This is a genomic window from Bacillus sp. 205(2023) (assembly GCF_037027485.1).
In the GTDB taxonomy this organism is placed as follows: domain Bacteria; phylum Bacillota; class Bacilli; order Bacillales; family Bacillaceae; genus Bacillus; species Bacillus halotolerans.
This window is the reverse complement of record NZ_JAXCHF010000018.1, coordinates 1-25,913: the sequence shown is the minus strand read 5'-3', so window position 1 is coordinate 25,913 and position 25,913 is coordinate 1. Positions and strand designations below refer to the sequence as shown.

Here is a 25,913-nt window from a genome sequence, read left to right as displayed (position 1 = left end):
TAGCTGCCGCTTTATTTTTTAACTTTTTCTTTCTTCTGCTGTCCAGGGTGAAATGTGAACTTTCCGGTTTTCAGCCGTTCTTCTGTTTTTTGGGCAATTCGGTCATGGCATTCCTGGCACATATATGTATGGATCGGACGGTTTCTCAGCCGTTTCGCGATCAGGGTTTCATCATCAATCGTTTCAATTTTATCGCAAATGGAACATTGGACCCTCATCATATCACCTCTTTCACTCTAATATGCATTATATCATGGATCAGATGCTGTCCAAAATAAGAAAAAGCTAAAGCCGCAAGGGCTCTAGCTTAATCATTATTGTTCTTTTTCATATGATGATCAGATTGATCGTTTTGTTCCGTTTCCATTTCCTTCTCTTGCTTTCTGTTTAATTGATCGTTTTGCTGCTTGGTTTGCGGTTCATCCTCATCGTCAATCACATCGTTAGGCACTTCCGGAAGCACCCGGCCGACAATCGCGGCCAGTTCATCTAAAATCCCCGTAACAGGACGGCCTTCACTGATCTCTCTTCCCATTTCATTGAGACGGCTGACGGTATCAGGATCAGCAACCACAACTGCATTGGCGCCGTGCCGATCATTTTTTAAAGCCTGTGCCACAGAGTATTTGATGGTTTCGACTTTGCTTCTATCCAGGTTATCGTCTACGTCAATTCCTACTACAGCATATCCTCCAAGCACAACAGCTGTCGCATCCTTAACATCCGGCACTTTTTCTGCAACGCCGACAAGATGCTTGGCAATATCAGTTCTAGTTCCATTGTCTTTTGTTTCCTGAGATGTGTCCTTTACGTGAATCGGTTTTGTTTCCTGCTGTCTTGTTGATTCTTTTTCAATATTTTGCTCCTGTCTTCCCTGTTGAACAGCGCATGCGGACAAAATGAGTGTGAGCTGTATGATAATGAAAAGAATTCGCACTTGCGGTTTCCCTCCTTGAAATGCATTCATTAATTTTATTGTTGAATTAACCTTCTATCTTTATTCACAAAAACATATATTTTAGCAGGCATTCACCTTTTTCATCGTAAGAGAAGCAGGAAGAACTTTGACCACCCTTATATCAGGAGGCTGAGACTTGAGTAAAATTTATGTGTTAGATACGAATGTGTTATTACAGGATCCTAACGCTATTTTTTCTTTTGAAGAAAATGAAGTTGTCATCCCTGCTGTCGTTTTAGAAGAGGTTGATTCCAAGAAACGATATATGGACGAAGTTGGGAGGAATGCGAGGCACGTATCTAAGCTGATAGACGCGCTAAGACTGAAGGGGAGGCTGCATGAGAAGGTTCCGCTTGATACGGGGGGAACGCTGCGAATTGAATTGAACCACCGCTCCTTTCACCAGCTTCAAGAAATCTTTATCGAAAAAACGAATGATAATCGTATATTAGCCGTTGCTAAAAACTTAAGCCTTGAAGAAGAGACGAAGGAAGACGGTAGGCCTGTGATCCTTGTCAGCAAGGATGTATTAGTCAGAGTCAAAGCGGATGCCATCGGCCTTCTTGCTGAAGATTTCTTAAATGACAGGGTTGTGGACAATGATGAAATGTACAGCGGATATAAGGATTTATATATAAACCAGCAGCTATTTAGCTCTTTTTACGGAAAAAAACAAATTTCAGTTCAGGATATGAAGCAGCATGCATTTTACCCAAACCAGTTTGCCTTAATGAAGGATGAATTAGGAGGGTCGTCCTCTGCCGTCGGTATTGCGGATAAAACGGGCACGGTCCTAAAAAGACTTGTGTTTGATGATGAACACGTATGGGGAATCAGGCCAAGAAATGTTCAGCAGACAATGGCGTTAGAGCTTTTGCTGCGAGAAGATATTCCGCTGGTGACGCTGATCGGAAAAGCCGGAACCGGGAAAACGTTGCTTGCTTTGGCAGCGGGGCTTTTACAGACAGAAGATTTAGGGATATATAAAAAGCTGGTCGTGGCAAGGCCGATTGTTCCTGTCGGAAAGGATATCGGATACTTGCCGGGTGAAAAAGAGGAGAAGCTAAAGCCTTGGATGCAGCCGATTTTTGATAACTTAGAGTTTCTGTTTAATGCCAAGAAACCGGGAGAGCTCGAGGCGATTTTGGCGGGGATCGGTTCGATCCAGGTAGAGGCGCTGACGTATATCAGAGGGAGAAGCATTCCTGATCAATTTATAATCATTGATGAAGCGCAAAATTTGACCAGGCATGAAGTGAAAACACTTCTTACAAGAGTGGGAGAAGGCAGTAAAATTGTCTTAATGGGCGATCCTGAACAGATTGATCACCCATATTTAGACAGTCTGAATAATGGTCTGGCATATGTCGTTGAGCGGTTTAAAGGACAACCCATCTCCGGCAGTGTGAAGCTTTTAAAAGGTGAGAGATCCGGGCTTGCCCAGCTTGCCGCTGACTTGCTGTGACGATTTAAATGATGTCGATCTCTTTTATATTGGTGATTGGCTGTTCGTGATCAACTGGATCTTCAAAATAAATATGAACCGGGCCGCCTTCCTGAATCGGCTTGCCCGCCTGGCTGAAATGGACAATACTGTTCAGCGCGGTTTCAAGAGGAACGGCGGCTTTACCGGAACTTGTAATAAATACACATTGTGATGCAGAGCTGAGCGGCTCGGCATTTTTCAGCACATTTCCCAATTTCATTGCGAAGCTGCCGTTCATCAGTTTTTGTTTCTCAAATTGTTTTTCCGTCTTTAATGTAGGCGGCGCAATCCGTCCTTCTCTAATAACACGTTCAGTATCAAGGCCAGATTCATTCTCAGCCGTATGAAAATTGACTTCTTGGCCGTCCCCTTTACGGTCAAATGAAAATTTGCGATCATCAAAAATCCATACGCTCGGATCAATCGTAATCGGATATGTAACATTGCCTTTTACTTGTATAACGCTCATGGTATAACCCCCTTCTCTCAAAATTATAAAAGTTTTCGCATGAATTGTCACTTTGTGTAACAAATTATATGTATTGAGATGCTCAGGGAGCGAGGGTGGTCGCATGGTATGCCGGCATAATGACGAGCTGGAAGCGTTAGTGAAAGAAGCGAAAAAGGTGACAGACAAGGGAGAGGTGGCCAGCTATATTCCCGCTTTAGCAAAAGCTGATCAGCACGATCTCTCGGTAGCGATTTATTATTCCAATAATACTTGTCTGTCAGCGGGTGACGTAGAAAAGACATTTACTCTTCAAAGTATATCGAAAGTGCTCTCGCTTGCCCTTGTGTTAATGGAATACGGCAAGGACAGAGTCTTCAGTTATGTCGGACAGGAGCCGACCGGTGATCCGTTTAATTCAATCATTAAGCTTGAAACCGTGAATCCGAGCAAACCGCTAAATCCTATGATAAATGCCGGAGCATTGGTTGTCACCAGCTTGTTGAAAGGACAAACGTCTAAAGAGAGACTCGATTATCTCCTTTCTTTCATCAGAAAACTGACAAACAACCAAGGCATCACCTACTGCCGGGACGTAGCAGAGTCTGAATACAGCACATCTATGATTAATCGGGCGATGTGTTATTATATGAAGCAGTACGGGATTTTTGAGGATGATGTGGAAGCAGTAATGGATTTATATACGAAGCAATGTGCGATTGAGATGAACAGTCTTGATTTAGCAAAAATCGGGTCTGTGTTTGCGCTCAACGGCAGGCACCCAGAAACAGGAGAACAAGTCATTTCAAAAGATGTCGCGAGAATTTGCAAGACGTTTATGGTCACCTGCGGAATGTATAATGCAAGCGGAGAATTTGCGATTAAGGTCGGAATTCCTGCGAAAAGCGGAGTATCAGGAGGGATTATGGGCATTTCACCCTATGATTTTGGCATCGGCATTTTCGGCCCGGCTTTGGATGAAAAAGGGAACAGCATTGCAGGTGTAAAGCTTATGAAAATAATGTCTGAAACGTACAAGCTGAGTATTTTTTAATTTATGTCATCTGTTTAAATCCTCTTGCATTTTCTGCTGATACCCTTTATGATAAATAGAAGAATTAGGTACTCGCCTGGGGAACGGAGGGATACTTTTGGCTTCAGAGATGATAGTTGACCATCGGCAAAAAGCTTTTGAGCTACTGAAAGTTGACGCTGAGAAGATTTTGAAGCTGATCCGAGTACAAATGGATAACTTAACGATGCCTCAATGTCCTCTATATGAAGAGGTATTAGATACTCAAATGTTCGGACTTTCGAGGGAAATCGATTTTGCTGTCCGCCTGGGATTGGTTGACGAAAAAGATGGAAAAGACCTTTTATACACATTAGAACGCGAATTGTCTGCTTTGCACGACGCGTTTACAGGTAAATAAATGATAAAACTCAAACTAATTAACAGTTTGGGTTTTTTTATAACCGCTTGCTTTTTTCACCGTATCATGACGGTCTCTTTTTGTGCATTTCATCCGAATCGTATAGAGAATCTTCGTGTCATTTGATAAATTGTAGTAAAATAAAAAATATAAATACATAAAAACCATAGGTAATGGAAGTTGGAAGCAGGGAAGAGGATGTTATGTTAAAAAAAATGCTAAAATCTTATGATTACTCACTGATATTCGCAATTGTTTTACTATGCGGATTCGGTTTAGTGATGGTGTACAGCTCAAGTATGATTACGGCTGTTTCTCGGTATGGGGTGAGCAGTAATTATTTTTTCATGCGGCAGCTGTTTGCTTTAATTGCAGGAGGAATCCTTTTTATTGTTATGGCCGTGTTTCCTTACAAAGCACTGGCTCATCAAAAGTTTCAAAAAGTAATGCTGCTTGCTTCTGTGTTTGCGCTTATCTCACTGTTTGTATTCGGGCATGTTGCCGGAAATGCGCAAAGCTGGTTTAAAATCGGCGGAATGAGTATCCAGCCGGGTGAATTTGTCAAGCTGGTGGTCATTTTATATCTAGCAGCTGTATATGCAAAAAAACAAAGCTATATTGATCACCTGTTAACGGGAGTTGCGCCTCCTGTGGTGATGACGGTTATTATTTGCGGTTTAATTGCCATGCAGCCTGATTTTGGTACAGCGATGATTATCGCCATAATCGCAACGTGTATGATTTTGTGCTCTGGTTTCAGCGGAAAGACGCTGGCAAGGCTAGTTTTGCTGGGCGGAATTGTTTTAATCCTGGTCAGCCCGCTTATTTATTTAAATAAGGATGACATTTTAACTAAAGGGCGTTTAGCTCGTTTTGAGAGTCTGGAAGATCCGTTTAAATATGCGGATTCATCTGGTTTGCAAGTGATCAATTCTTATTATGCGATTGGATCGGGCGGTATTTTCGGTCTCGGACTCGGTGAAAGTATCCAAAAATACGGGTATCTTCCAGAATCCCATACTGACTTTATCATGGCCGTGATTGCTGAAGAACTTGGCATTTTTGGGGTATTGTTTGTTGTTTTCCTGCTGGGCTTTATCGTATTAAAAGGTTTCTATATTGCGAGAAAATGCGAGGACCCGTTTGGAAGTCTTCTGGCAATCGGCATTTCAAGCATGATTGCCGTACAATCGTTTATTAACCTTGGCGGTGTCAGCGGGCTAATCCCGATTACGGGTGTTACGCTGCCATTTATCAGCTACGGAGGCTCTTCTTTACTGCTATTATTGGGAAGCATGGGGATATTAATCAATATCAGCATGTTTGTGAAATATTCAGAGAATAAGAAAAAGAGAGAGTCCTTGGCGCCAAAGGAAATGAAAAAGAAGCAGCTTGAAAAAACTGTTTATCTGTAAAAAACAAGTGTGTACACGTGAAGGATATTCCGATATGATAGATTATATTCCATTCGGGTAAGGGGGAAAAAAGTTTGTCACAGCAATCGATACAAAAAGTGTTAGTAGCAAACAGGGGAGAAATTGCAATCCGTATATTCCGCGCTTGTACAGAATTGAATGTTCGTACAGTTGCGGTTTATTCAAAAGAAGATTCCGGTTCCTATCATCGTTACAAAGCCGATGAAGCGTACCTGGTTGGCGAAGGGAAAAAACCAATTGATGCCTACCTGGATATTGAAGGTATTATTGATATTGCGAAAAGAAACAAGGTGGATGCGATCCACCCGGGATATGGTTTCTTATCTGAAAATATACATTTCGCAAGGCGCTGTGAAGAAGAAGGAATCGTGTTCATTGGTCCGACTTCTGAACATTTAGATATGTTTGGTGATAAGGTAAAAGCGCGTGAGCAGGCGGAAAAAGCCGGAATTCCTGTTATACCAGGAAGCGACGGCCCTGCAGAAACGCTTGAAGCAGTCGAACAATTCGGACAAACTCACGGTTATCCGATTATTATTAAAGCTTCGCTTGGCGGCGGCGGCCGCGGCATGAGAATTGTCAGAAGCGAAAGTGAAGTCAAAGAAGCATATGAACGTGCGAAATCAGAGGCAAAAGCAGCCTTTGGCAATGATGAAGTATATGTAGAGAAACTGATTGAAAACCCTAAGCATATTGAGGTCCAGGTTATTGGAGACAATCAGGGAAACGTGATTCATCTATTTGAACGGGATTGTTCCGTTCAAAGACGCCACCAAAAGGTAATCGAAGTAGCGCCGAGCGTTTCGCTGTCAACTGAATTGAGAGACCAAATTTGTGAAGCTGCGGTTGCGCTTGCTAAAAATGTGAACTATATAAATGCTGGTACGGTTGAATTCCTTGTCGCGAACAACGAGTTTTATTTTATAGAAGTAAATCCGCGTGTCCAAGTTGAGCATACAATTACTGAAATGATTACCGGTGTTGATATTGTGCAGACACAGATACTTGTTGCCCAAGGCCACAGCCTACATAGCAAAAAAGTCAATATTCCGGAGCAGAAGGACATTTTTACAATCGGCTATGCGATTCAGTCACGGGTAACGACTGAAGATCCGCAAAATGATTTTATGCCTGACACAGGGAAAATCATGGCTTACCGTTCAGGCGGAGGCTTTGGTGTTCGTCTTGATACAGGAAACAGCTTCCAAGGCGCCGTGATTACGCCATATTACGATTCACTGCTCGTTAAGCTTTCAACTTGGGCTTTAACGTTTGAACAGGCGGCGGCCAAAATGGTTCGAAACCTTCAGGAGTTTAGAATCAGAGGAATTAAAACAAACATTCCGTTCCTTGAAAATGTCGCAAAGCATGAAAAGTTTCTGACAGGACAATATGATACGTCTTTCATTGATACAACGCCTGAGTTGTTTAATTTCCCTAAACAGAAAGACCGCGGAACAAAAATGCTTACTTACATCGGGAATGTGACCGTGAATGGTTTCCCTGGAATCGGCAAAAAAGAAAAACCGGCGTTTGACAAGCCGTTAGCTGTAAAAGTCGACGTTGATCAGCAGCCTGCAAGAGGAACAAAACAGATTCTAGATGAAAAAGGCGCTGAAGGGCTTGCAAATTGGGTTAAGGAACAGAAATCTGTTCTATTAACTGATACAACATTCCGGGATGCCCATCAGTCTTTACTGGCGACTAGATTCAGATCACATGATTTGAAAAAAATCGCTAATCCGACGGCTGCGTTATGGCCGGAGCTGTTCAGCATGGAAATGTGGGGAGGCGCGACCTTCGATGTAGCCTACCGCTTCCTGAAGGAAGATCCATGGAAGCGTCTGGAGGACCTCCGCAAGGAAGTGCCGAATACGCTGTTCCAGATGCTGCTTCGCTCCTCAAACGCTGTCGGCTATACGAATTATCCGGATAATGTGATTAAAGAATTTGTGAAGCAATCCGCTCAATCCGGTATTGATGTTTTCCGTATTTTCGACAGCTTAAACTGGGTAAAAGGGATGACGTTAGCCATCGATGCCGTTCGGGATTCAGGTAAAGTGGCTGAAGCGGCAATTTGTTATACAGGTGATATTCTTGATAAAACCCGTACAAAATATGATCTCGCTTATTATACCTCTATGGCGAAGGAGCTTGAGGCTGCAGGGGCCCATATTCTCGGAATTAAAGATATGGCAGGTCTGTTAAAACCGCAAGCTGCATATGAGCTGGTGTCTGCGCTGAAAGAAACGATCAATATTCCGGTTCATCTTCATACGCATGATACGAGCGGCAACGGAATTTATATGTATGCAAAAGCAGTAGAAGCAGGCGTTGATATCGTGGACGTGGCGGTCAGCTCAATGGCTGGCTTAACATCGCAGCCTAGCGCGAGCGGATTTTACCATGCGATGGAAGGCAACTCCCGCCGTCCGGAAATGAACGTGCAAGGCGTGGAATTACTATCCCAGTATTGGGAATCAGTTCGTAAATATTATAGTGAATTTGAAAGCGGGATGAAGTCTCCGCATACTGAAATTTATGAGCATGAAATGCCTGGAGGCCAATACAGTAACCTGCAGCAGCAGGCGAAGGGAGTAGGCCTGGGCGATCGCTGGAACGAAGTCAAAGAGATGTACAGACGAGTAAATGATATGTTCGGTGATATCGTGAAGGTTACGCCTTCCTCTAAAGTAGTCGGGGATATGGCGCTGTACATGGTGCAAAATAACCTGACTGAAAAGGACATTTACGAAAAAGGCGAATCATTAGATTTCCCTGATTCTGTTATTGAGCTTTTCAAAGGAAATATTGGACAGCCTCATGGCGGATTCCCGGAAAAACTTCAAAAGCTCATTTTAAAAGGGCAGGAGCCGATCACAGTGAGACCGGGAGAACTGCTTGAGCCGGTATCCTTTGAAGCGATCAAACAGGAGTTTAAAGAGCAGCATAATCTGGAGATCTCAGACCAGGATGCTTTGGCGTACGCCCTTTATCCTAAAGTCTTCTCTGATTATGTAAAAACTGCTGAAAGCTATGGAAATATTTCGGTATTAGATACTCCGACCTTCTTCTATGGCATGACATTAGGCGAAGAAATAGAAGTGGAAATTGAACGCGGGAAAACGCTGATCGTCAAACTGATTTCAATCGGTGAACCTCAGCCGGATGCAACTCGTGTGATCTATTTCGAACTGAACGGCCAGCCGCGTGAAGTGGTCATAAAGGACGAAAGCATTAAGTCTTCTGTTCAGGAAAGATTAAAAGCAGACCGTACAAATCCTAGTCATATTGCGGCTTCTATGCCTGGAACTGTCATCAAGGTACTGACAGAAGCGGGTGCCAAAGTTGATAAAGGTGATCATTTGATGATCAACGAAGCCATGAAAATGGAAACAACGGTTCAGGCGCCATTCTCAGGAACAATCAAACAGATTCATGTGAAAAATGGAGAGCCGATCCAAACGGGAGATCTGCTTCTCGAAATTGAAAAAGCATAATCAAAAAAGAGTGTATATCATTTGATATACACTCTTTTTTAGTGAAAAACGAGATATGAACGTGCAGCTGCTGCAACGAGCGGGGGCTGTTTCAAATGTGTGTGAAGGGCGCATTGGTTGTCTGCTCGCGGGTGCAGGAATGAGAAATGCTGATCAAGGAGGGATGCTTAATAAGCTTCGTATAATTACGGCTTCTTTTCTGGTGAGAATGAAATGACTTCTTGGGGGAAAGTTATTTTAATTAAAATCCTGTCCCTAACATCGATTGAGCAGCGCGTTTAGAATACATCATCGCCCGAGATTATCCAAACCTTATATAAATCATCAAGTTCAGTATGCAAACCGAAAGTTGAATTATATGAAGCTGCCGAAATGGAATGATAAAAAAGACCAAAGCGTATAAAAGCTTTGGTCTTGTGTCTTATGCCTTATGCCCGTCTTGATTCGTAACGAAAGCGTGCAATCAATAATAAGAAGTAGCATAAAACCCCAAACAGGCAGGCAATAAAAAATGAGTGCGCAAGCGCAAAGCCCAGCGCCAGTTCAGAATACACGATCATAATGCCGGATAGTGCCTGTAACGTGATAAAAATAAGACACGAAATCCAGCCCCAAAAGATTTGCTTTTGTTCTTTATAGGAAGTAATCGCATGAACAGCGGCAACGATAATCCATACAAACAGGAGCAAGGCTGCAGTTCTGTGCCCCATTTGCACCCATTCGTGGAATTGGGTCGGAAGTCCATTGTTCAGCGGGCTGCACAGCGGCACATCAGGACACGCCAGACTGGATTCTGTATGTCTTACGTATGCGCCAGTATACACAACGATATAGGAATATATCAAAATACCTATCATGTGAAATTGCATTTTCTTGCCGATTTGAAGCGGTTTGACCAGTTTTCTGGCTGATTTATCAGCTTCAAATATAAGCAAAGTTAATATTAAAACAGACGCAAAAGAAATGAGTGAAATCCCAAAATGTAGCGCCATAATAAGCGCGTTTGAACCGAACACGACAGCCAACGCGCCAAGCAGTGCCTGAAGAAACAAAAAGATAATGGACATGATGGCGAGAAACGTTGTTTCACGGAAAACAGGTGTGATTTTTCTCCATGACCAAAAGGCAAGGCTTAATACAAGAATAATTGAGATGCCGCTTGCGAATCTGTGGCTCCATTCAATAATAGAAGCGGGATTCAGTTCAGGGAAGAAACGCCCGTGGCACAGCGGCCACTGTCTGCCGCATCCTTGGCCTGAACCTGTTTTAGTAACGAGGGCTCCCCCGATTAAAACAATAAGCATCACAAATGTTGTCAAAACACCGAGAGCTTTTAATGCTTTATTCATACAATATTCACCTTCTTAACAAACTGCTGCAATTTTTTATACGTACCAAGTGTAAGCGAATATGTGTTTTGTGGCAATTCTTAGAGCCCTTTGTTCACAAAAATATAATAGAATCACGACTTCTGGAAATGTATACTTGATTATTCATGCCGGGTCTGATAGAAATAAGGTAAACGCATTATCGAATTGGCGTTTGCCTTCATCTTTGGTAAAATTCATAAAAAGTTCACAAATAAATTCCTGTTTCTCGTTTAATATTTAATAGGATGTTTTTTTACAAGTTGTTATCTTGTATGATAGAGTTGCAGGTTATTATAAACCTGCGTTAGGTTTGTAAGGGAGGTTTACGTTATGGCTAACTCCAGAATCTTAAATGATACAGCTATAGACGGACAAATTGAAGAAACAACGGCATGGAAAGATTTTCTGTCCCTCATTAAAATAGGGATCGTAAATTCTAATCTCATCACAACTTTTACTGGAATGTGGCTTGCTTTTCATATTTCCGGTTTAAGCTTTTTAGGCAATATAAACACCGTTCTTCTTACTTTATTTGGATCATCTTTGATTATTGCGGGGTCCTGTGCGATCAATAACTGGTATGACCGGGACATTGACCATATCATGGAGCGTACAAAAGTAAGACCGACGGTTACGGGTAAAATTCAGCCGAATCAGGCATTATGGTCTGGAATTTTGCTTGTTGCTTTAGGATTGATCATGCTGCTCATGACCACTGTGATGGCTGCTGTTATTGGTTTTATCGGAGTATTTACTTATGTTGTCCTGTACACAATGTGGACGAAACGCCGCTATACGATTAACACAGTAGTAGGAAGTGTTTCCGGAGCGGTGCCGCCTCTGATTGGATGGACGGCAGTAGAAGGAAATATCGGCGTCGTGGCATGGGTATTATTTATGATTTTATTCATTTGGCAGATTCCTCACTTCTTATCGCTTGCCATTAAGAAAACTGAGGACTACAGAGCCGCGAATATCCCAATGCTTCCTGTTGTATACGGATTTGAAGTAACGAAAAGACAAATTATTGTATGGGTTGCGTGCCTGATGCCGCTTCCATTCTTTTTAGGAAGCCTCGGTCTTCCGATTGTGATTCTCGGATTGCTGTTAAATATCGGCTGGCTGATTCTTGGCTTGATGGGCTTCCGTTCAAAAAATATCATGAAGTGGGCGACACTGATGTTCGTTTACTCACTGAATTACATGACAATCTATTTCGTTGCAATGGTTGTCTTTACGCTTTTCTAAAAAATAGATACATTGCTTGTTTTATCGCTTCAAAATAAACGATGACAACTAGTAAATGCCGCCTTGACCTTTTGTTTAATCAGGCGGCTTTACTTTTATACATAGATGGCATTTTGAGTAAAAAAACTCATAATTTAAGAGAAGAGGAAATGTAAGTGCTTTATTGGGAGGCGGGCTGGATTGCGTTAATAATCAATCTATTCTCCGCCGTTGTATTGACCAGAAAAGGGGTTGGGTGAAATGGTAAAGCATTGGCGTCTTATCTCATTATTAGCCTTAGTGCCGCTTCTGTTAAGCGGATGTGGAAAACCTTTTTTATCCACGCTCAAGCCTGCTGGCGAGGTGGCTGATAAACAGTATGACCTGACAGTGCTCAGTACATTGATTATGGTTGTTGTCGTAGCAGTCGTATCTGTTATCTTCTTTTATGTGATTGTGAGATTCAGAAGGTCGCGGGTTGGGGAGAACACGATACCAAAACAGGTGGAAGGGAATAAATTTTTAGAAATCACATGGACAGTGATCCCTATTTTACTGCTCATCATTCTTGTTATCCCTGTCGTATTATATACGCTTGAACTCGCAGATACATCACCTATGGATAAGAAAAACCGCAAAGCCGAGGATGCTCTCGTTGTCAATGTCAGAGCAAATTTGTATTGGTGGGAGTTCGAGTATCCTGATTACGGCATTATCACAAGTCAGGAGCTGATCGTACCGACAGACCAGCGGGTTTATTTCAGTTTAAAAGCCTCTGATGTAAAACATTCTTTCTGGATTCCTTCAGCAGGAGGAAAAATTGATACCAATACTGATAACGAAAATACGTTCTTCTTAACCTTCGATTCAAAACGCAGCAAAGAGGCGGGAGATACGTTCTTTGGAAAGTGCGCTGAGCTTTGCGGACCTTCACACGCACTCATGGATTTTAAAGTAAAGGCGCTTTCTGCGAAAGAATTCCAGTCATGGACAAAAGATATGAAAAACTATAAGACGGCAGCAGAAAGTGATTTGGCTAAGCAGGGGGAAGAGCTGTTCAAAGAGAAGAACTGCCTGAGCTGCCATGCGGTGGAGCCAAATGATAAGCGTGCAGAGGCAGCAAGAACGGCGCCAAACCTTGCTACTTTCGGTGAAAGGACAAAAGTGGCAGGGGTGAAGGATGCGAATAAAGAAAATGTGAAAGCCTGGCTGAAAGACCCTGAGAGCATAAAGCCAGGGAACAAAATGACAGGAACATATCCGAAGCTTTCAGACAGTGAAATGGACGCGCTTTATGAATACTTAAAAGGCTTGAAAGCAGAAAGCAAGTAGGGAAGAAAGGGAGATATTGGGGGAGGTCACATATGTTGAATGCGCTTACAGAAAAACGGACGCGCGGATCTATGCTTTGGGATTATTTGACGACGGTGGACCATAAAAAAATCGCGATACTTTATTTAATCGCAGGGGGATTCTTCTTTCTTGTCGGGGGAATTGAAGCGATGTTTATCAGAATCCAGCTTGCAAAGCCGGAAAATGCTTTTCTCAGTGCTCAAGCGTACAATGAAGTGATGACGATGCATGGAACGACAATGATCTTTTTGGCTGCGATGCCGCTTTTATTTGCTTTGATGAATGCGGTTGTTCCATTGCAGATCGGAGCACGGGATGTTTCGTTTCCATTTTTAAATTCGCTTGGTTTTTGGCTCTTCTTTTTCGGGGGCATTTTCTTAAACTTAAGCTGGTTTTTGGGAGGAGCGCCAGATGCGGGCTGGACGTCATATGCCTCGCTTTCGCTTCATTCAAAAGGGCACGGCATAGACTTTTTCGTCCTTGGACTGCAAATATCCGGACTGGGGACGCTGATAGCCGGGATTAACTTTTTGGCCACGATTATTAACATGAGGGCTCCCGGCATGACGTACATGAGGCTGCCTTTGTTTACATGGACGACATTTGTGGCGTCGGCATTAATTTTGTTTGCGTTTCCGCCGCTTACGGTTGGCTTGGCTCTTATGATGCTGGATCGGCTGTTCGGCACAAATTTCTTTAATCCAGAGCTTGGCGGTAACACGATTATTTGGGAACATTTATTTTGGATATTCGGACATCCGGAAGTTTATATTCTAATTTTGCCTGCTTTCGGTATTTTCTCAGAGGTCATCCCTGTGTTTTCCAGAAAGCGATTGTTTGGATATTCTTCAATGGTTTTTGCGATCGTGCTTATCGGTTTTCTTGGCTTTATGGTTTGGGTGCACCACATGTTTACGACAGGTCTCGGACCGATTGCGAACGCAATCTTTGCAGTTGCTACAATGGCAATCGCGATTCCGACCGGGATTAAGATATTTAACTGGCTGCTGACGATTTGGGGAGGAAATGTGAAGTACACGACGGCCATGCTGTATGCCGTCTCATTTATCCCGTCCTTTGTGCTTGGTGGTGTGACAGGTGTCATGCTGGCTGCGGCAGCTGCAGATTACCAGTTCCATGATACGTATTTTGTTGTGGCGCACTTTCACTATGTCATTATAGGCGGAGTCGTATTCGGGCTATTAGCCGGTGTTCATTTCTGGTGGCCGAAAATGTTCGGTAAAATTCTGCATGAAACAATGGGGAAAATTTCATTTGTTTTGTTTTTTATCGGTTTCCATCTTACTTTTTTCATCCAGCACTTTGTCGGTTTAATGGGAATGCCGCGCCGTGTGTATACCTTCTTGCCAGGCCAGGGCCTTGAAACCGGCAACTTGATCAGTACAATCGGGGCGTTTTTTATGGCAGCAGCAGTTATCCTCCTGCTTGTCAATGTCATATGGACTTCGGTGAAGGGCGAATATGTCGGAGATGATCCATGGCATGACGGACGTACGCTTGAATGGGCTGTTTCGTCACCGCCGCCTGAATATAATTTTAAACAGCTTCCATTTGTCAGAGGGCTTGACCCGCTGTGGATCGAGAAGCAGGCGGGACACAAATCTATGACGCCGGCTGAACCGGTTGATGATATCCATATGCCAAACGGTTCAATTCTGCCGCTGATCATTTCCTTCGGTCTCTTTGTCGCTGCCTTTGGTCTCTTGTATAGAACCGAGCACGCTTGGGGCCTGCCGGTGATCTTTATCGGACTTGGCATCACATTTTTTACAATGCTGCTCCGTTCATTGATTGATGATCACGGCTATCATATTCACAAAGAGGAACTGCCGAACGATGATAAAGGGGTGAAGGCGTAATGCAAATTGAAGAAAAATTCACCGCAGAGACCTTTCCAGCTTCTCCCGAAAAAGCAACACTGGAAGGGAAAAATAAATTTTTAGGCTTTTGGCTTTTTCTCGGGGGAGAGACTGTTTTGTTCGCGTCTCTCTTCGCCACTTTTCTTGCACTACGGAATTCAAACGCCGGTGACCCGCCTACGACAGAAATGTTTGATGTCACACTCGTTTTTATCGCCACAATGCTCTTATTAACGAGCAGTTTAACGAGTGTGTATGCGATGTACCATATGAAAAACTTTTCATTTGGCAAAATGCAGCTCTGGCTGGGAATTACCTTGTTATTGGGTGCGGGATTTTTAGGCTTGGAAATTTATGAATTTAAGCATTACACACATGAGTTTGGCTTTACCATCACAAGCTCGGCGCTTGGCTCATCGTTTTATACGCTTGTCGGCACACATGGTGCACACGTGGCGTTTGGCCTTTTGTGGATCAGTACGCTGATGATCCGCAATGCAAAAAGGGGCTTAAGTTTATATACAGCACCTAAGTTCTACGTGGCCAGTCTTTACTGGCATTTTATTGATGTCGTGTGGGTCTTTATCTTTACCGTTGTATATTTAATGGGGATGGTGGGATAAACATGGTCGATAAAAAAAGCAGAGGACATATCAGCAGCGACCTTGAATATAAGAAAAAGAAGCATGCTCAGGAGATGAAATATCAAGTCATGTCTTTTGGCCTGATGATCGGTCTTACGCTCGTTGCATTTCTGACTGTGGCAACAGACGGCATCGGCAGCTGGTTTACGATTCCTTTCATTATACTGCTTGCGGCTGTTCAAGTGATATTTCAGCTGTATTACTTCATGCATATGAATCAGAAAGGGCATGAAGCGCCGGCATTGTTTCTGTATTCAGGCATGTTTGTCGCGTTCATTACGGTGCTTGCGTTTGTTACAATTATATGGTGGTAATTTGAGCAGCCGCCGGAGGTGAAGACATGAATCAGTTAGACGTGTTTGGGTTTCGCGCCATGTGGAGCCCTTATCTTTTTTGTATCCTTTTAGGCATCACGGTGCTTTACATCTTTTTTTACAGACGGTTGACTTCAAAGCCTAACCGTATCACGGGTAAAGAAATGGCCTGTTTTCTGTCGGCGATGCTGTTTTTATATGCAGCTGAAGGAAGCCCGGTTGATCTGCTCGGACATATTATGTTCAGCGCCCATATGGTGCAGATGGCTGTTTTGTATTTAGTGGTTCCGCCTTTATTAATCGCAGGGATTCCCGCATGGGCCTGGGAAAAAATGATTTTTCGGCCTGCCATTAAACCGTTTTTTACATTTTTCTCTACACCTTTAATTGCATTGCTTTTATTTAACGGCATTTTTTCTCTATATCATGTGCCGCTAATATTTGATACTGTCAAAACGGATACGCTTTACCATGCGTTAATGACTTGGCTCATCTTCGTGTTAGCGTTTTTTATGTGGTGGCCGCTCGTACACAAGGTGGCACGGCTCCCGCAGCTCAGCGGTTTGATGAAGCTGGGCTATATTATGGCGGACGGTATGCTGCTCACGCCTGCTTGTGCACTGATCATGTTTAGCGGCACGCCGTTATATGCCACTTATACCGATCCGTCTGCCTGGGCGGAAGCCATGAAGCTTTGTGTTCCTGCGGATATGCTGGGACAGGTTCCGTTAACAGGACCGGAAATGTTTAACACACTTCCTTTGTTAGAGGATCAGCAGCTTGGGGCAGTTATGATGAAAATCATTCAGGAAATTGTGTACGGCGCTTTTTTGGCTATTGTCTTTTTCCAATGGGTGAAGAAGGAAAGGGAAAAGGATGGACAGGAGGAGCCGCCTTATATTCAGCAGACGATATCATAAAAGGTACAGCGGCAATCGGCTGTACCTTTTTTATTACATTTGAACTGTTTTCAGCATGTCGGAGATGTCCTGGATAAGTGCCTTGCTTTTGGTCACAACCTGCACTGGGAATTCTTCTGTTTCTCCGTATTCCACTCCGTGCGGGTAATAGTGTTTTCCTAATAGAGGGGGCATTAATTGAATAACGGCGCGGCCGCTTCCGACATCGCCCTCTGTCGCAATGCCTTGAACCCGCAGGTAAAACGTTCCCTCAATCGTCGAAAACTTTCTGTCATAGGTCACTCTTTCATAATCCCATTGACCGGCTCTGATGAGTCCCTTGCTTTCCATCAAATCGTCCAAGAGACTGAGCTCAGCCTTTACCCCTTCAAGTCCGCTATCAGTAAACTTCAACACTGACCCCTCCTTATAAAAATTACCTTTCCTGACAATCATAGTATGAAAGCGATAAACTTTCAATGAATCTTCTTCTTTTGAAAGTATGCAAAAATGAAAATTTGACGAAAATATCACTAGATAAAAGGAGGTTTTACGGATGACAAAAATAAAAGATCTGATGACAGCTGACTTGCAATATTGCACGGTATTAGATAATGTATATGAAGCTGCGGTAAAGATGAAAGACGCGGATGTAGGAGCCATTCCGGTAGTTGATGAGGATGGAGAAACACTGGTCGGCATCGTAACCGATCGTGATCTGGTGTTAAGAGGCATCGCCTCAAAAAGGCCGAACTCACAAAAAATCACTGACGCTATGACTGAAAAACCTGTCAGTGTGGAAGAGGACGCGCCAGTTGATGAGGTTCTTCATTTAATGGCATCCCATCAGCTCAGACGCATACCTGTAACCAAAAACAACAAGCTGACTGGTATTGTCACGCTTGGCGATCTATCCTTATCTGAACAAACAAATGAACGTGCCGGCAGTGCTTTATCAGATATTTCAGAGGACGAAAACAGAGAGCAAGGCTTTTTGCATTAACACATAAATCTTTGACATGTTAAATAGGCTGTATTGTAATGAAAAATAAGGCAAGACATGCAATTCACATCACGGGGGTGATAGATTGAAAAATATATTAAGAGCCATGGTTATCCTCTTGATTATTTGCGGAACTTATGTTCTGTTTATTCAATATGGGGCTGTTCCTGAAAAAAAATCAAATGACAGCGAACCTCAAGTCTCTAACGAGGAAGCGGCAAGCGGCAAACGAATACATATGCCTACTTCAGGATTATTGTCCTTTATGGGCAAATCCGCCGACGATGTAAAGAAAAAACTTGGGGAACCGGAACGTATTGACCCCTCGGCTTATGATTACGAATGGTGGGTTTACAATCAGGGAAAAGACCAGTATGTGCAAATCGGGATGCTGCACAATAAAGTGGTCACATTATTTGCGTCGGGAAATGATATTAACGCAAAGCCCTTCAAAATCGGTGAGTCAACGGGAGAAGTATTTAAGACAACCCAGGTGGCTCCGTTTGTAAATGTAGAGTATAAAGGAAATTCCTATCGGTTTGAGTTTTCGGAAGAGGACATCAACACCAGACCGACTGTAAAAGTGGGGAAGATGTACGTCCAGCTGTATATGGACAAATTTGAAGGAAAGCTATCCAGCATCAGGGCGTTTGATGCGCAAACCTTTGTCAAGCAAAGACCTTATGAGGTAGTGTACCGCGGTGAGTTAGTAGAACCGCAAACCGTTACGGAAGATAAGTGGAAAGAGATCCAATCAACGAGTGAAAAGCAAATACTCGATTTGACCAATGTTATTCGTGTCAAACATGGGTTAGCTAAGCTTGAGTGGGATCAGCCGACGGCCGAAGTGGCTTTTGGCCACAGTGAGGACATGAAAGAAAACAACTATTTCTCCCATGTATCAAAGAAATACGGCACGCTGAAGGACCGCTTAGAAAAAGGGGATGTCGACTTTGAGCAAGCGGGAGAAAATATCGCGTACAATTATGTGGACGGTCCGGCTGCTGTAGAAGGCTGGCTGAATAGTGAAGGCCATCGAAAAGCGCTTCTACATTCAGACTACACGCACCTTGGCGTCGGTGTAGACCGGAAGTATTACACTCAAAACTTTATTAAACGCTGAAATCAGCCGCGGACAACAGGTTCTGCGGCTTTTTATTGTTTCTGCAAAGGCTTTAGAACAAGGCGATTGCAGCAGACGAAGCTTTCTCAATGGACCTGTGAGTGACCTTACCAAAAAAATGAACTTTTAAGGAGCTGAAGCTGGATCAACGTGTTGCTGCCCGGCTCTTTTTTGATGAGGAGACTTTAAGACCGGCCGGTGTCGATTAAGGATCTTGTTCTGACGGGCTTTGGAATGCGGCATCCCAAACATTTGCAAAGGCAGGAATCTTGATTTCAGGAACAATTAAAGCCCCAGCTTTATCGGGGGAGGAAGCTTCTGTTAATCTGCGCTTCTTGTTTTACGAGAAAATGATTTTTCGATGAATATTAGGCGAACACAATGGCTTACAAACCGATACATTGTAGTAGGTATATTTTTCGGAGGGGGTGAGGATTGTGGCGAATCAACATGCCAATCATTCAATTAATGACTTTAAACAATTCGTTAAAAAACATCCCAAGCTGATCAAAGAAGTGCGCAAAGAACAAAGAAGCTGGCAGGACGTGTACGAAAATTGGGTCCTTTTCGGAGAGAAAGACCCAATTTGGGACCCGTACAGAGAACCGGAGGAAGCCGCAGAAGCGGTACCCGAAACATCAGAAAAAAATGATTTTGTTTCTAAAATGGTTACAGCTGTGAAAAAGATGGATGTCAATCAAATGAATGAACAGATCAATAAAATGAGCCAATCGATCTCATCGTTGCAAAGCCTTCTCAACACATTTTCCGGAAGCGGACAGAAGCAATCTCAGCCAGGACCCGGACAGCATCCTTTTTCTTTTCGGAAGGATTAATAAAGGAGAGCTTATATGCGCAAAGACGTTCAGGAATTTATTTTAGCAGATAAAGAACGAAAACGATTCTTAAGAGAACAGCCGATATGGTACCGGAGGCTTGCGAGAAAGCCGGATGACCTGGCTTCATTTCAGCTTGAGATGATGAATTTTTACGAAAAAACCATTCCGCATCGGGTGAATCAATTTACGAACGGGATTCAAATGGCGCAAATGATGATGCAAATGTTCCAAGCGATGCGGACAAAAGATTAAAAGACCCGAAAATGGGTCTTTTTCATTGTGTAAACTAGGGAGGCTTTTACAACTCCATTTTTAAGTGCGGCTAAGCATTTTCCAATTGGCTGGTTTCATGGTAAACTAACAACTGGAGGTGCGTGCTATGTATGCGACGATGGAATCCGTGCGGCTTCAAAGTGAAGCTCAGCAGCTTGCCGAGATGATTCTGCAGTCGGAGACGGCTGAGAACTACCGCAATTGTTACAAGCGTCTCCAGGAAGATGAAGAGGCAGGGCGGATTATTCGTTCTTTTATCAAAATAAAAGAGCAATATGAGGATGTGCAGCGTTTTGGCAAATATCATCCTGACTATAGAGAAATATCCCGAAAAATGAGGGAGATCAAACGGGAGCTCGACCTGAACGATAAGGTGGCCGACTTCAAAAAAGCAGAGACGGAACTGCAGTCTATTCTTGATGAAATCAGCGTTGAAATTGGGACAGCTGTATCAGAGCATATTAAAGTTCCGACTGGGAATCCTTATTTTGACGGTTTGTCTTCATGCGGAGGCGGCTGCGGATCAGGCGGCGGCTGCGGATGCAAAGTGTCATGACGAGACTGGCCGTCTCGTCTTTTACATATAAGAGAAATCAGGCAGGTGAATGTATTGGAGAATAGACGCCAGGGCATGATTGTGTATCTTCATTCTTTAAAGCAAAGCAAAATGCTAAGAAAGTTCGGAAATGTGCATTATGTGTCAAAACGCTTAAAATATGTCGTGCTGTATTGTGATATGGGCCAAATTGAAAAAACAATGGACAAGATCTCATCTTATTCTTTTGTTAAGAAAGTTGAGCCTTCATATAAACCGTTTTTAAAATTGGAATTTGAGTCAAAGCTTGATAAAGCAAAAGAATATGATTATAAAATCGGAATATAGCTGTATAAAAAAATCCCCGCAGGTTTCTGCGGGGTCCTTCTATTCCTTAACAAGTTAAGGAGAAGGCAAAGGGAGAGGAGAAACCGGAGGAAGAACTTATGGGGAAACGTAAGTCTTCTCCGCGGTTGGCAACAACATCCTCTGGATGCTGTTGCTTATAGTATGGACAATGATCATTCCGCTTATACACTTGTATATGAAGATTAGCGCTCATTGTTTGAAAGAATGCTTTATGATAAGATAGGATTGGTTTTTTTCTTATACATAACGGCGTCCGGCCGAACAAGGAAACAAAATAGCTTTTAGAAAAAGTGGTGTGGAACATGAGAGTAATTTCTGGATCAAAAAAAGGCCGTTCACTAAAGGCAGTGCCGGGAACATCAACGAGACCGACAACCGATAAAGTGAAGGAATCCATTTTCAATATGATTGGCCCTTATTTTGATGGGGGCAGGGGGCTTGACTTATTCGCAGGAAGCGGAGGTCTTGGTATTGAAGCGCTTTCACGAGGGTTTGAGCATTGTGTATTTGTTGACCGTGATTTTAAAGCGATTCAAACGGTGAAATCGAACTTGAAAACATTAGAGCTTACAGCATATGCAGATGTGTACCGTAATGATGCGGAACGTGCTTTGCACGCAGCTGCGAAAAGAGAAGCGGGCTTTCACGGGATTTTTCTTGATCCTCCGTATAAGGAACAAAAACTGAAGGCGCTCTTAAGTGTGATAGACGAACAACAAATGCTGGAGGATGGCGGCTTTATCGTCGCAGAGCATGACAAAGACGTCGAGCTTCCCGAAGCAGTAGGTGATCTAGTGATAACAAGAAAAGAAACCTACGGCCTGACAGGGGTGGCGATCTATAAAAAGAGGGGGTTGTGATGTGACGAGTATAGCTGTCTGTCCCGGCAGTTTTGATCCGGTGACCTACGGGCATCTGGATATCATTAAACGCGGGGCCAATATATTTGATCAAGTGTATGTGTGTGTGCTGAACAATTCTTCAAAAAAGCCGCTATTCAGTGTAGAAGAACGCTGTGAGCTTTTGAGAGAAGTGACAAAAGACATTCCGAACATAACAGTTGAAACGTCACAAGGGCTGTTAATTGATTATGCAAAAAGAAAAAATGCAAAAGCCATTTTAAGAGGCTTGAGAGCGGTGTCTGATTTTGAGTACGAGATGCAGGGAACATCCGTAAACCGTGTGCTTGATGAATCAATTGAAACCTTTTTTATGATGACAAATAACCAATATTCTTTCTTAAGCTCAAGCATAGTAAAAGAAGTGGCAAAGTATAAAGGCGCGGTGTCAGAATTTGTACCGCCGGAAGTCGAGAAGGCGCTTCAGGAAAAATTCAGGCAAGGATGAGTGTTTTTAAGCTCATCCTTTTTTTGTACCGTTTGTCAGTCTGTAAGAAAAAATGAAAATGTACGTAAACAGTGCACATAACGTGACAGCAGGGCCAATCTGCACAAGCAGATTCCATCCGCTGATAAGAGCTGTCGGCAGCTCACCTGTATCAAGAGATTTAAAAACGTACTGATCATGGTCATTCCACGCGGTGTAAAGAGGTTTCCATAACAGAATGACAAAAACGGCGGCATAAATGCCTTGCAGCACACGCGCGATAAAGAATGGTTTAAATCTGATGTCCGTCTCTGATAAAATGCCTGCCACCTGAGCCTGAACGGAAAAGCCGCTGAATCCGAGGATAAAGCTGACAACAACAGCTTTTTGCAAAAGGGAGACATCTGTCTCGCTGACAAGCTTGCTTCCTAATGTGATTTCAAACATTCCTGATAATAGAGGAATGTCCAATTGAGCTGGAAGCTGAAACAAGGTCAGTGCGCCTTTTGTAACAATAGAGAGAATATCGGTCAGCTGTACGACGGATAACAAACGATTAAAGACAGAAAACAAAATAATAAAGCCGCCTACCATTAGAAGCGTTTGAACGGATGAGGTTACAGCGTCGCCCAAAATTTTTCCTAAAGGCCGTTTTTCCGCAAGCCTTGCGGTGTGAAGCGCATGTAAAGCATCTTTGATAGAAGGCAAAGATATGGTTTTGTTTCTCATGAGCTGGCGCTCTTCTTTACGCCCGTAGGAGCGCATCGTTAAACCGACAGCCAAATTGCCCAAATAGTGTGCAGATGCTAATAAAATACCTAATGACGCATTCTGAAAAAAACCGACGGCGACAGCTCCAAAAATAAAGAGCGGGTTGGATGAATTGGTGAAGGAAGCAAGCCGTTCCGCTTCTACTCTTGAAATCTGTTTTTCCTGCCGCAGCCTTGCCGTCAGTTTTGCGCCCGCGGGGTTTCCTGATGCCATACCCATGGCCAGAACGAAGCCGCCGACACCCGGCACGCGGAAAATAGGGCGCATAAAAGGCTCGAGCAGAACACCGACAAACCTTACAATACCAAAGCCAATTAATAGCTCAGACAGTATGAAAAACGGCAGCAAAGACGGAAATACGACCTCCCACCACATGGACAGCCCGGTTTTAGAGGCTTCGAATGAGGCCTGCGGATGTGAGATGACAGTCGCTGTTAAAAAAATAAAAAACGCAGCAATCAAAAGTGTATGAATCTTCGACAAGTTCATTCTTACCTCCCCGACGCTAAAAATGCACAATGACATGTATATCATGATAAAATATGGTATGACTCGAAACGGCCAAGCAGTACCTGTCCTCTTGACCCTTTGTACTAATATACGAGCATAGGGGTTCAGTTTAGACCATAGAATTCCGTATACAGGGAATTCGGGCAGGAGGTTAACATGTTGGCCAAACCTAAAATCGGGTTAGCGTTAGGATCGGGAGGCGCCAGAGGACTTGCTCATCTCGGCGTGCTTTCCAGTTTACATAAGCACCAAATTGATGTGGATATGATTGCGGGGAGCAGTATGGGCGCTTTGGTCGGCAGCTTCTATGCCGCGGGGCATGACGTGGAAACGATGAAAAAAGTCGCCAAGGCTTTCAAACGGCGGCTCTATGCTGATTATACGGTACCGAAACTCGGTTTTTTGAGAGGTGACCGTGTCAGGCAGCTCGTGCATGCTTATACATTCGGCAAACCGATTGAGGAACTCAAAATCCCTCTTGGAATTGTCGCATGTGATCTGCAGACAGGAGAAAAGATTGTTTTCCGCAAAGGATCAGTGTCAGATGCGGTTCGGGCAAGCATCAGCATACCAGGCATTTTTATTCCGCAGAAGCTGGAAGGACGGCTTCTCGTAGACGGCGCGGTGGTCGACCGTATTCCGGTTTCTGTTGTAAAAGATATGGGGGCTGACATTATCATCGCTTCAGATGTCTCCAGGGTTCGGAAAACCGAAAAGGCGGCGCATATTTTTGATGTAATCATGCAAAGTATGGATATACTGCAAAATGAATTGGTACGACATCAAACGATTGCCGCTGATATCATGATTCGCCCTTCTCTTGAAACATACAGCTCCAGCTCGTTTGCCAATATTGATGAAATGATATCGGCAGGCGAGGAGGCAACAAACCGAAGGATCAGCCAGATAAAAAAAGAAATAGAGAATTGGGAGGGCTAATAACTTGCTACGTAAAAAACATTTCAGCTGGATGCTTGTCATCCTCATACTGATTGCCGTTGCATCTTTTATAAAACTGCCATACTATATTACAAAACCGGGAGAAGCGACAGAGCTCGGCTCACTGATAAAAGTGGAGGGGGGCTACTCGGAAACAGGGAGTCTGTCCTTAATGACTGTCAAAGTGGGACCGGCTAATCCATTTACATACGCATGGGCTAAGATGCACCCCTATTATGAAATTGTTCCTGATGAAAGCATCAAGGAAGAAGGCGAATCAGATAAGGAATATATGAAACGGCAGCTGCAAATGATGAAAAGCTCACAGGAAAATGCCGTCATCGCCGCATATCAAAAGGCAGGAAAAAAAGTAAGCTATTCCTTTAACGGCATCTACGCAAGCTCAGTTGTCGAAAACATGCCGGCGAAAGGGAAAATAGAAGTCGGCGATAAAATCATCAGTGCGGACGGAAAAAACTATCAGTCTGCTGAAAAGCTGATCGATTATATCAGCAGCAAAAAAGCCGGGGATAAAGTAAAGTTAAAAATCGAAAGAGAAGAAAAAGATAAGACGGTCACCCTTGCGTTAAAACAATTTCCTGATGAGCCTGGCCGTGCCGGAATCGGGGTTTCGCTGTATACGGACAGAAACGTCAAGGTAAAGCCTGATATTGATTTCGAAATCGAAAATATCGGCGGCCCGTCAGCGGGATTAATGATGTCGCTTGAAATCTATAATCAGCTGACAAAAACAGATGAAACAAAAGGCTACGACATTGCAGGCACCGGAACGATTGATGTTGACGGGAAAGTCGGCCCGATCGGCGGCATTGACCAAAAAGTTGTTGCCGCAGACAAAGCCGGCAAAGACATTTTCTTCGCTCCGAATCAAAACGGCGCCAGCAATTCTGATTACAAAAACGCAGTAAAAACAGCGAAAGACATTGATTCGGACATGAAGATCGTGCCTGTTGATACGATGCAGGATGCGATTGATTATTTGAATAAGCTGAAAGCGAAAAGCTAATGTAAACTCTAATTATTTTTTGAATTATTGCTGATGCTCGGAGTTCCTAATTTTAATACAAATGTTAAAATTCTGAGTTGGACTTTGATTGATTTATGCAAAAAAACACCTATATGTTATTAGCGGGACTGACCCCATAAGATGAGACAAATAAAAAACACCTTCAAGTTTGAAAACGGATGATTGTTAGCCGAAATTAGACTTGGAGGTGTTTTTTCTATGGGGACAAGAGTGAGTTATCCGGTTGAAG

General features: G+C 43.3%; 27 protein-coding genes. 21 read left to right on the top strand and 6 right to left on the bottom strand.

The window, feature by feature from the left end; genetic code table 11:
• Positions 1–11: 11 nt before the first annotated feature.
• Both WA325_RS20625 and WA325_RS20620 read right to left on the bottom strand, forming a co-directional pair.
• The gene (locus WA325_RS20625; RefSeq protein ID WP_105954170.1) at positions 12–221 is read right to left on the bottom strand and encodes a YlaI family protein; all 210 of its coding nucleotides are present in this window, start codon (positions 219–221) and stop codon (positions 12–14) included.
• A gap of 86 nt (positions 222–307) precedes the next feature.
• The gene (locus tag WA325_RS20620; protein ID WP_024121277.1) at positions 308–937 is read right to left on the bottom strand and encodes a YhcN/YlaJ family sporulation lipoprotein; all 630 of its coding nucleotides are present in this window, start codon (positions 935–937) and stop codon (positions 308–310) included.
• Positions 938–1,094: 157 nt separating this feature from the next.
• Here WA325_RS20620 and WA325_RS20615 point away from each other — a divergent pair, with 157 nt between their 5' ends.
• Complete coding sequence (locus tag WA325_RS20615; RefSeq protein WP_024121278.1) at positions 1,095–2,423, top strand: PhoH family protein; 1,329 nt, start codon at positions 1,095–1,097, stop codon at positions 2,421–2,423.
• A 4-nt stretch (positions 2,424–2,427) separates the two neighbouring features.
• Here WA325_RS20615 and WA325_RS20610 read toward each other — a convergent pair whose 3' ends face one another.
• Entirely contained in the window at positions 2,428–2,913 is a 486-nt protein-coding gene (locus tag WA325_RS20610) for a hypothetical protein (protein WP_105954171.1), read from the bottom strand.
• 103 nt (positions 2,914–3,016) lie between these two features.
• Here WA325_RS20610 and glsA point away from each other — a divergent pair, with 103 nt between their 5' ends.
• From glsA to pyc, 4 genes are all read left to right on the top strand, one after another.
• Positions 3,017–3,946 (top strand): glutaminase A, encoded by a 930-nt coding sequence (gene glsA, locus WA325_RS20605; RefSeq protein WP_105954172.1) that lies wholly within the window; start codon positions 3,017–3,019, stop codon positions 3,944–3,946.
• 97 nt (positions 3,947–4,043) lie between these two features.
• Positions 4,044–4,325, top strand: a complete 282-nt coding sequence (locus WA325_RS20600; protein ID WP_003221339.1) for a YlaN family protein — start codon at positions 4,044–4,046, stop codon at positions 4,323–4,325.
• A 203-nt stretch (positions 4,326–4,528) separates the two neighbouring features.
• Positions 4,529–5,740: an FtsW/RodA/SpoVE family cell cycle protein gene (locus tag WA325_RS20595; RefSeq protein ID WP_105954173.1), complete on the top strand. Its 1,212-nt coding sequence runs from the start codon at positions 4,529–4,531 to the stop codon at positions 5,738–5,740.
• 74 nt (positions 5,741–5,814) lie between these two features.
• Positions 5,815–9,261 (top strand): pyruvate carboxylase, encoded by a 3,447-nt coding sequence (gene pyc / locus WA325_RS20590; protein WP_105954174.1) that lies wholly within the window; start codon positions 5,815–5,817, stop codon positions 9,259–9,261.
• 428 nt (positions 9,262–9,689) lie between these two features.
• On the opposite strand, the gene ctaA is transcribed toward pyc, so the two are convergent.
• A complete protein-coding gene (ctaA, locus tag WA325_RS20585; RefSeq protein ID WP_105954175.1) occupies positions 9,690–10,610 on the bottom strand; it encodes a heme A synthase CtaA in 921 nt (306 codons plus the stop codon).
• 351 nt (positions 10,611–10,961) lie between these two features.
• Here ctaA and cyoE point away from each other — a divergent pair, with 351 nt between their 5' ends.
• From cyoE to ctaG, 6 genes are all read left to right on the top strand, one after another.
• Positions 10,962–11,879 (top strand): heme o synthase, encoded by a 918-nt coding sequence (gene cyoE, locus WA325_RS20580; protein ID WP_044156005.1) that lies wholly within the window; start codon positions 10,962–10,964, stop codon positions 11,877–11,879.
• Between the two features lie 240 nt (positions 11,880–12,119).
• Positions 12,120–13,190, top strand: a complete 1,071-nt coding sequence (gene coxB / locus WA325_RS20575) for a cytochrome c oxidase subunit II (protein WP_044156004.1) — start codon at positions 12,120–12,122, stop codon at positions 13,188–13,190.
• Between the two features lie 32 nt (positions 13,191–13,222).
• Positions 13,223–15,091 carry a cytochrome c oxidase subunit I gene (ctaD, locus tag WA325_RS20570; RefSeq protein WP_106020358.1) on the top strand — a complete coding sequence of 623 codons (1,869 nt, stop codon included), beginning with the start codon at positions 13,223–13,225 and terminating at the stop codon, positions 15,089–15,091.
• On the top strand, positions 15,091–15,714 hold the full coding sequence (gene ctaE, locus WA325_RS20565; protein WP_010334132.1) for a cytochrome c oxidase subunit III: 624 nt from the start codon (positions 15,091–15,093) through the stop codon (positions 15,712–15,714). The genes ctaD and ctaE overlap by 1 nt, the downstream gene beginning before the upstream one ends.
• 2 nt (positions 15,715–15,716) lie before the next feature.
• The gene (gene ctaF, locus WA325_RS20560; RefSeq protein ID WP_105954177.1) at positions 15,717–16,049 is read left to right on the top strand and encodes a cytochrome c oxidase subunit IVB; all 333 of its coding nucleotides are present in this window, start codon (positions 15,717–15,719) and stop codon (positions 16,047–16,049) included.
• 26 nt (positions 16,050–16,075) lie between these two features.
• Positions 16,076–16,969 (top strand): cytochrome c oxidase assembly factor CtaG, encoded by an 894-nt coding sequence (gene ctaG / locus WA325_RS20555; RefSeq protein WP_227599206.1) that lies wholly within the window; start codon positions 16,076–16,078, stop codon positions 16,967–16,969.
• 33 nt (positions 16,970–17,002) lie between these two features.
• On the opposite strand, the gene WA325_RS20550 is transcribed toward ctaG, so the two are convergent.
• A complete protein-coding gene (locus tag WA325_RS20550) occupies positions 17,003–17,365 on the bottom strand; it encodes a YugN family protein (RefSeq protein WP_081638298.1) in 363 nt (120 codons plus the stop codon).
• A 139-nt stretch (positions 17,366–17,504) separates the two neighbouring features.
• Here WA325_RS20550 and WA325_RS20545 point away from each other — a divergent pair, with 139 nt between their 5' ends.
• The 8 genes from WA325_RS20545 to coaD all read left to right on the top strand — a co-directional run bounded on the left by WA325_RS20545 (position 17,505) and on the right by coaD (position 22,437).
• Entirely contained in the window at positions 17,505–17,951 is a 447-nt protein-coding gene (locus WA325_RS20545; RefSeq protein WP_010334136.1) for a CBS domain-containing protein, read from the top strand.
• A gap of 85 nt (positions 17,952–18,036) precedes the next feature.
• Positions 18,037–19,074 carry a CAP domain-containing protein gene (locus tag WA325_RS20540; RefSeq protein ID WP_105954180.1) on the top strand — a complete coding sequence of 346 codons (1,038 nt, stop codon included), beginning with the start codon at positions 18,037–18,039 and terminating at the stop codon, positions 19,072–19,074.
• Between the two features lie 437 nt (positions 19,075–19,511).
• Complete coding sequence (locus WA325_RS20535; protein WP_101860695.1) at positions 19,512–19,910, top strand: YlbD family protein; 399 nt, start codon at positions 19,512–19,514, stop codon at positions 19,908–19,910.
• Between the two features lie 15 nt (positions 19,911–19,925).
• A complete protein-coding gene (locus tag WA325_RS20530; RefSeq protein ID WP_024121292.1) occupies positions 19,926–20,165 on the top strand; it encodes a YlbE-like family protein in 240 nt (79 codons plus the stop codon).
• Between the two features lie 127 nt (positions 20,166–20,292).
• Positions 20,293–20,742: a regulatory iron-sulfur-containing complex subunit RicF gene (gene ricF / locus WA325_RS20525; protein WP_010334140.1), complete on the top strand. Its 450-nt coding sequence runs from the start codon at positions 20,293–20,295 to the stop codon at positions 20,740–20,742.
• A gap of 54 nt (positions 20,743–20,796) precedes the next feature.
• Positions 20,797–21,069, top strand: a complete 273-nt coding sequence (locus tag WA325_RS20520; protein WP_024121293.1) for a YlbG family protein — start codon at positions 20,797–20,799, stop codon at positions 21,067–21,069.
• 323 nt (positions 21,070–21,392) lie between these two features.
• Positions 21,393–21,950: a 16S rRNA (guanine(966)-N(2))-methyltransferase RsmD gene (gene rsmD / locus WA325_RS20515; protein WP_105954181.1), complete on the top strand. Its 558-nt coding sequence runs from the start codon at positions 21,393–21,395 to the stop codon at positions 21,948–21,950.
• 1 nt (position 21,951) lies between these two features.
• Positions 21,952–22,437 (top strand): pantetheine-phosphate adenylyltransferase, encoded by a 486-nt coding sequence (gene coaD, locus WA325_RS20510; RefSeq protein ID WP_024121295.1) that lies wholly within the window; start codon positions 21,952–21,954, stop codon positions 22,435–22,437.
• A 12-nt stretch (positions 22,438–22,449) separates the two neighbouring features.
• On the opposite strand, the gene ylbJ is transcribed toward coaD, so the two are convergent.
• Positions 22,450–23,676, bottom strand: a complete 1,227-nt coding sequence (gene ylbJ / locus WA325_RS20505; RefSeq protein ID WP_024121296.1) for a sporulation integral membrane protein YlbJ — start codon at positions 23,674–23,676, stop codon at positions 22,450–22,452.
• Positions 23,677–23,856: 180 nt separating this feature from the next.
• Here ylbJ and WA325_RS20500 point away from each other — a divergent pair, with 180 nt between their 5' ends.
• Together WA325_RS20500 and ddcP are read left to right on the top strand one after the other, a co-directional pair.
• Positions 23,857–24,636: a patatin-like phospholipase family protein gene (locus tag WA325_RS20500; RefSeq protein ID WP_105991250.1), complete on the top strand. Its 780-nt coding sequence runs from the start codon at positions 23,857–23,859 to the stop codon at positions 24,634–24,636.
• A gap of 4 nt (positions 24,637–24,640) precedes the next feature.
• Positions 24,641–25,663: a protease DdcP gene (gene ddcP / locus WA325_RS20495; protein ID WP_336184142.1), complete on the top strand. Its 1,023-nt coding sequence runs from the start codon at positions 24,641–24,643 to the stop codon at positions 25,661–25,663.
• Positions 25,664–25,913: the final 250 nt, after the last annotated feature.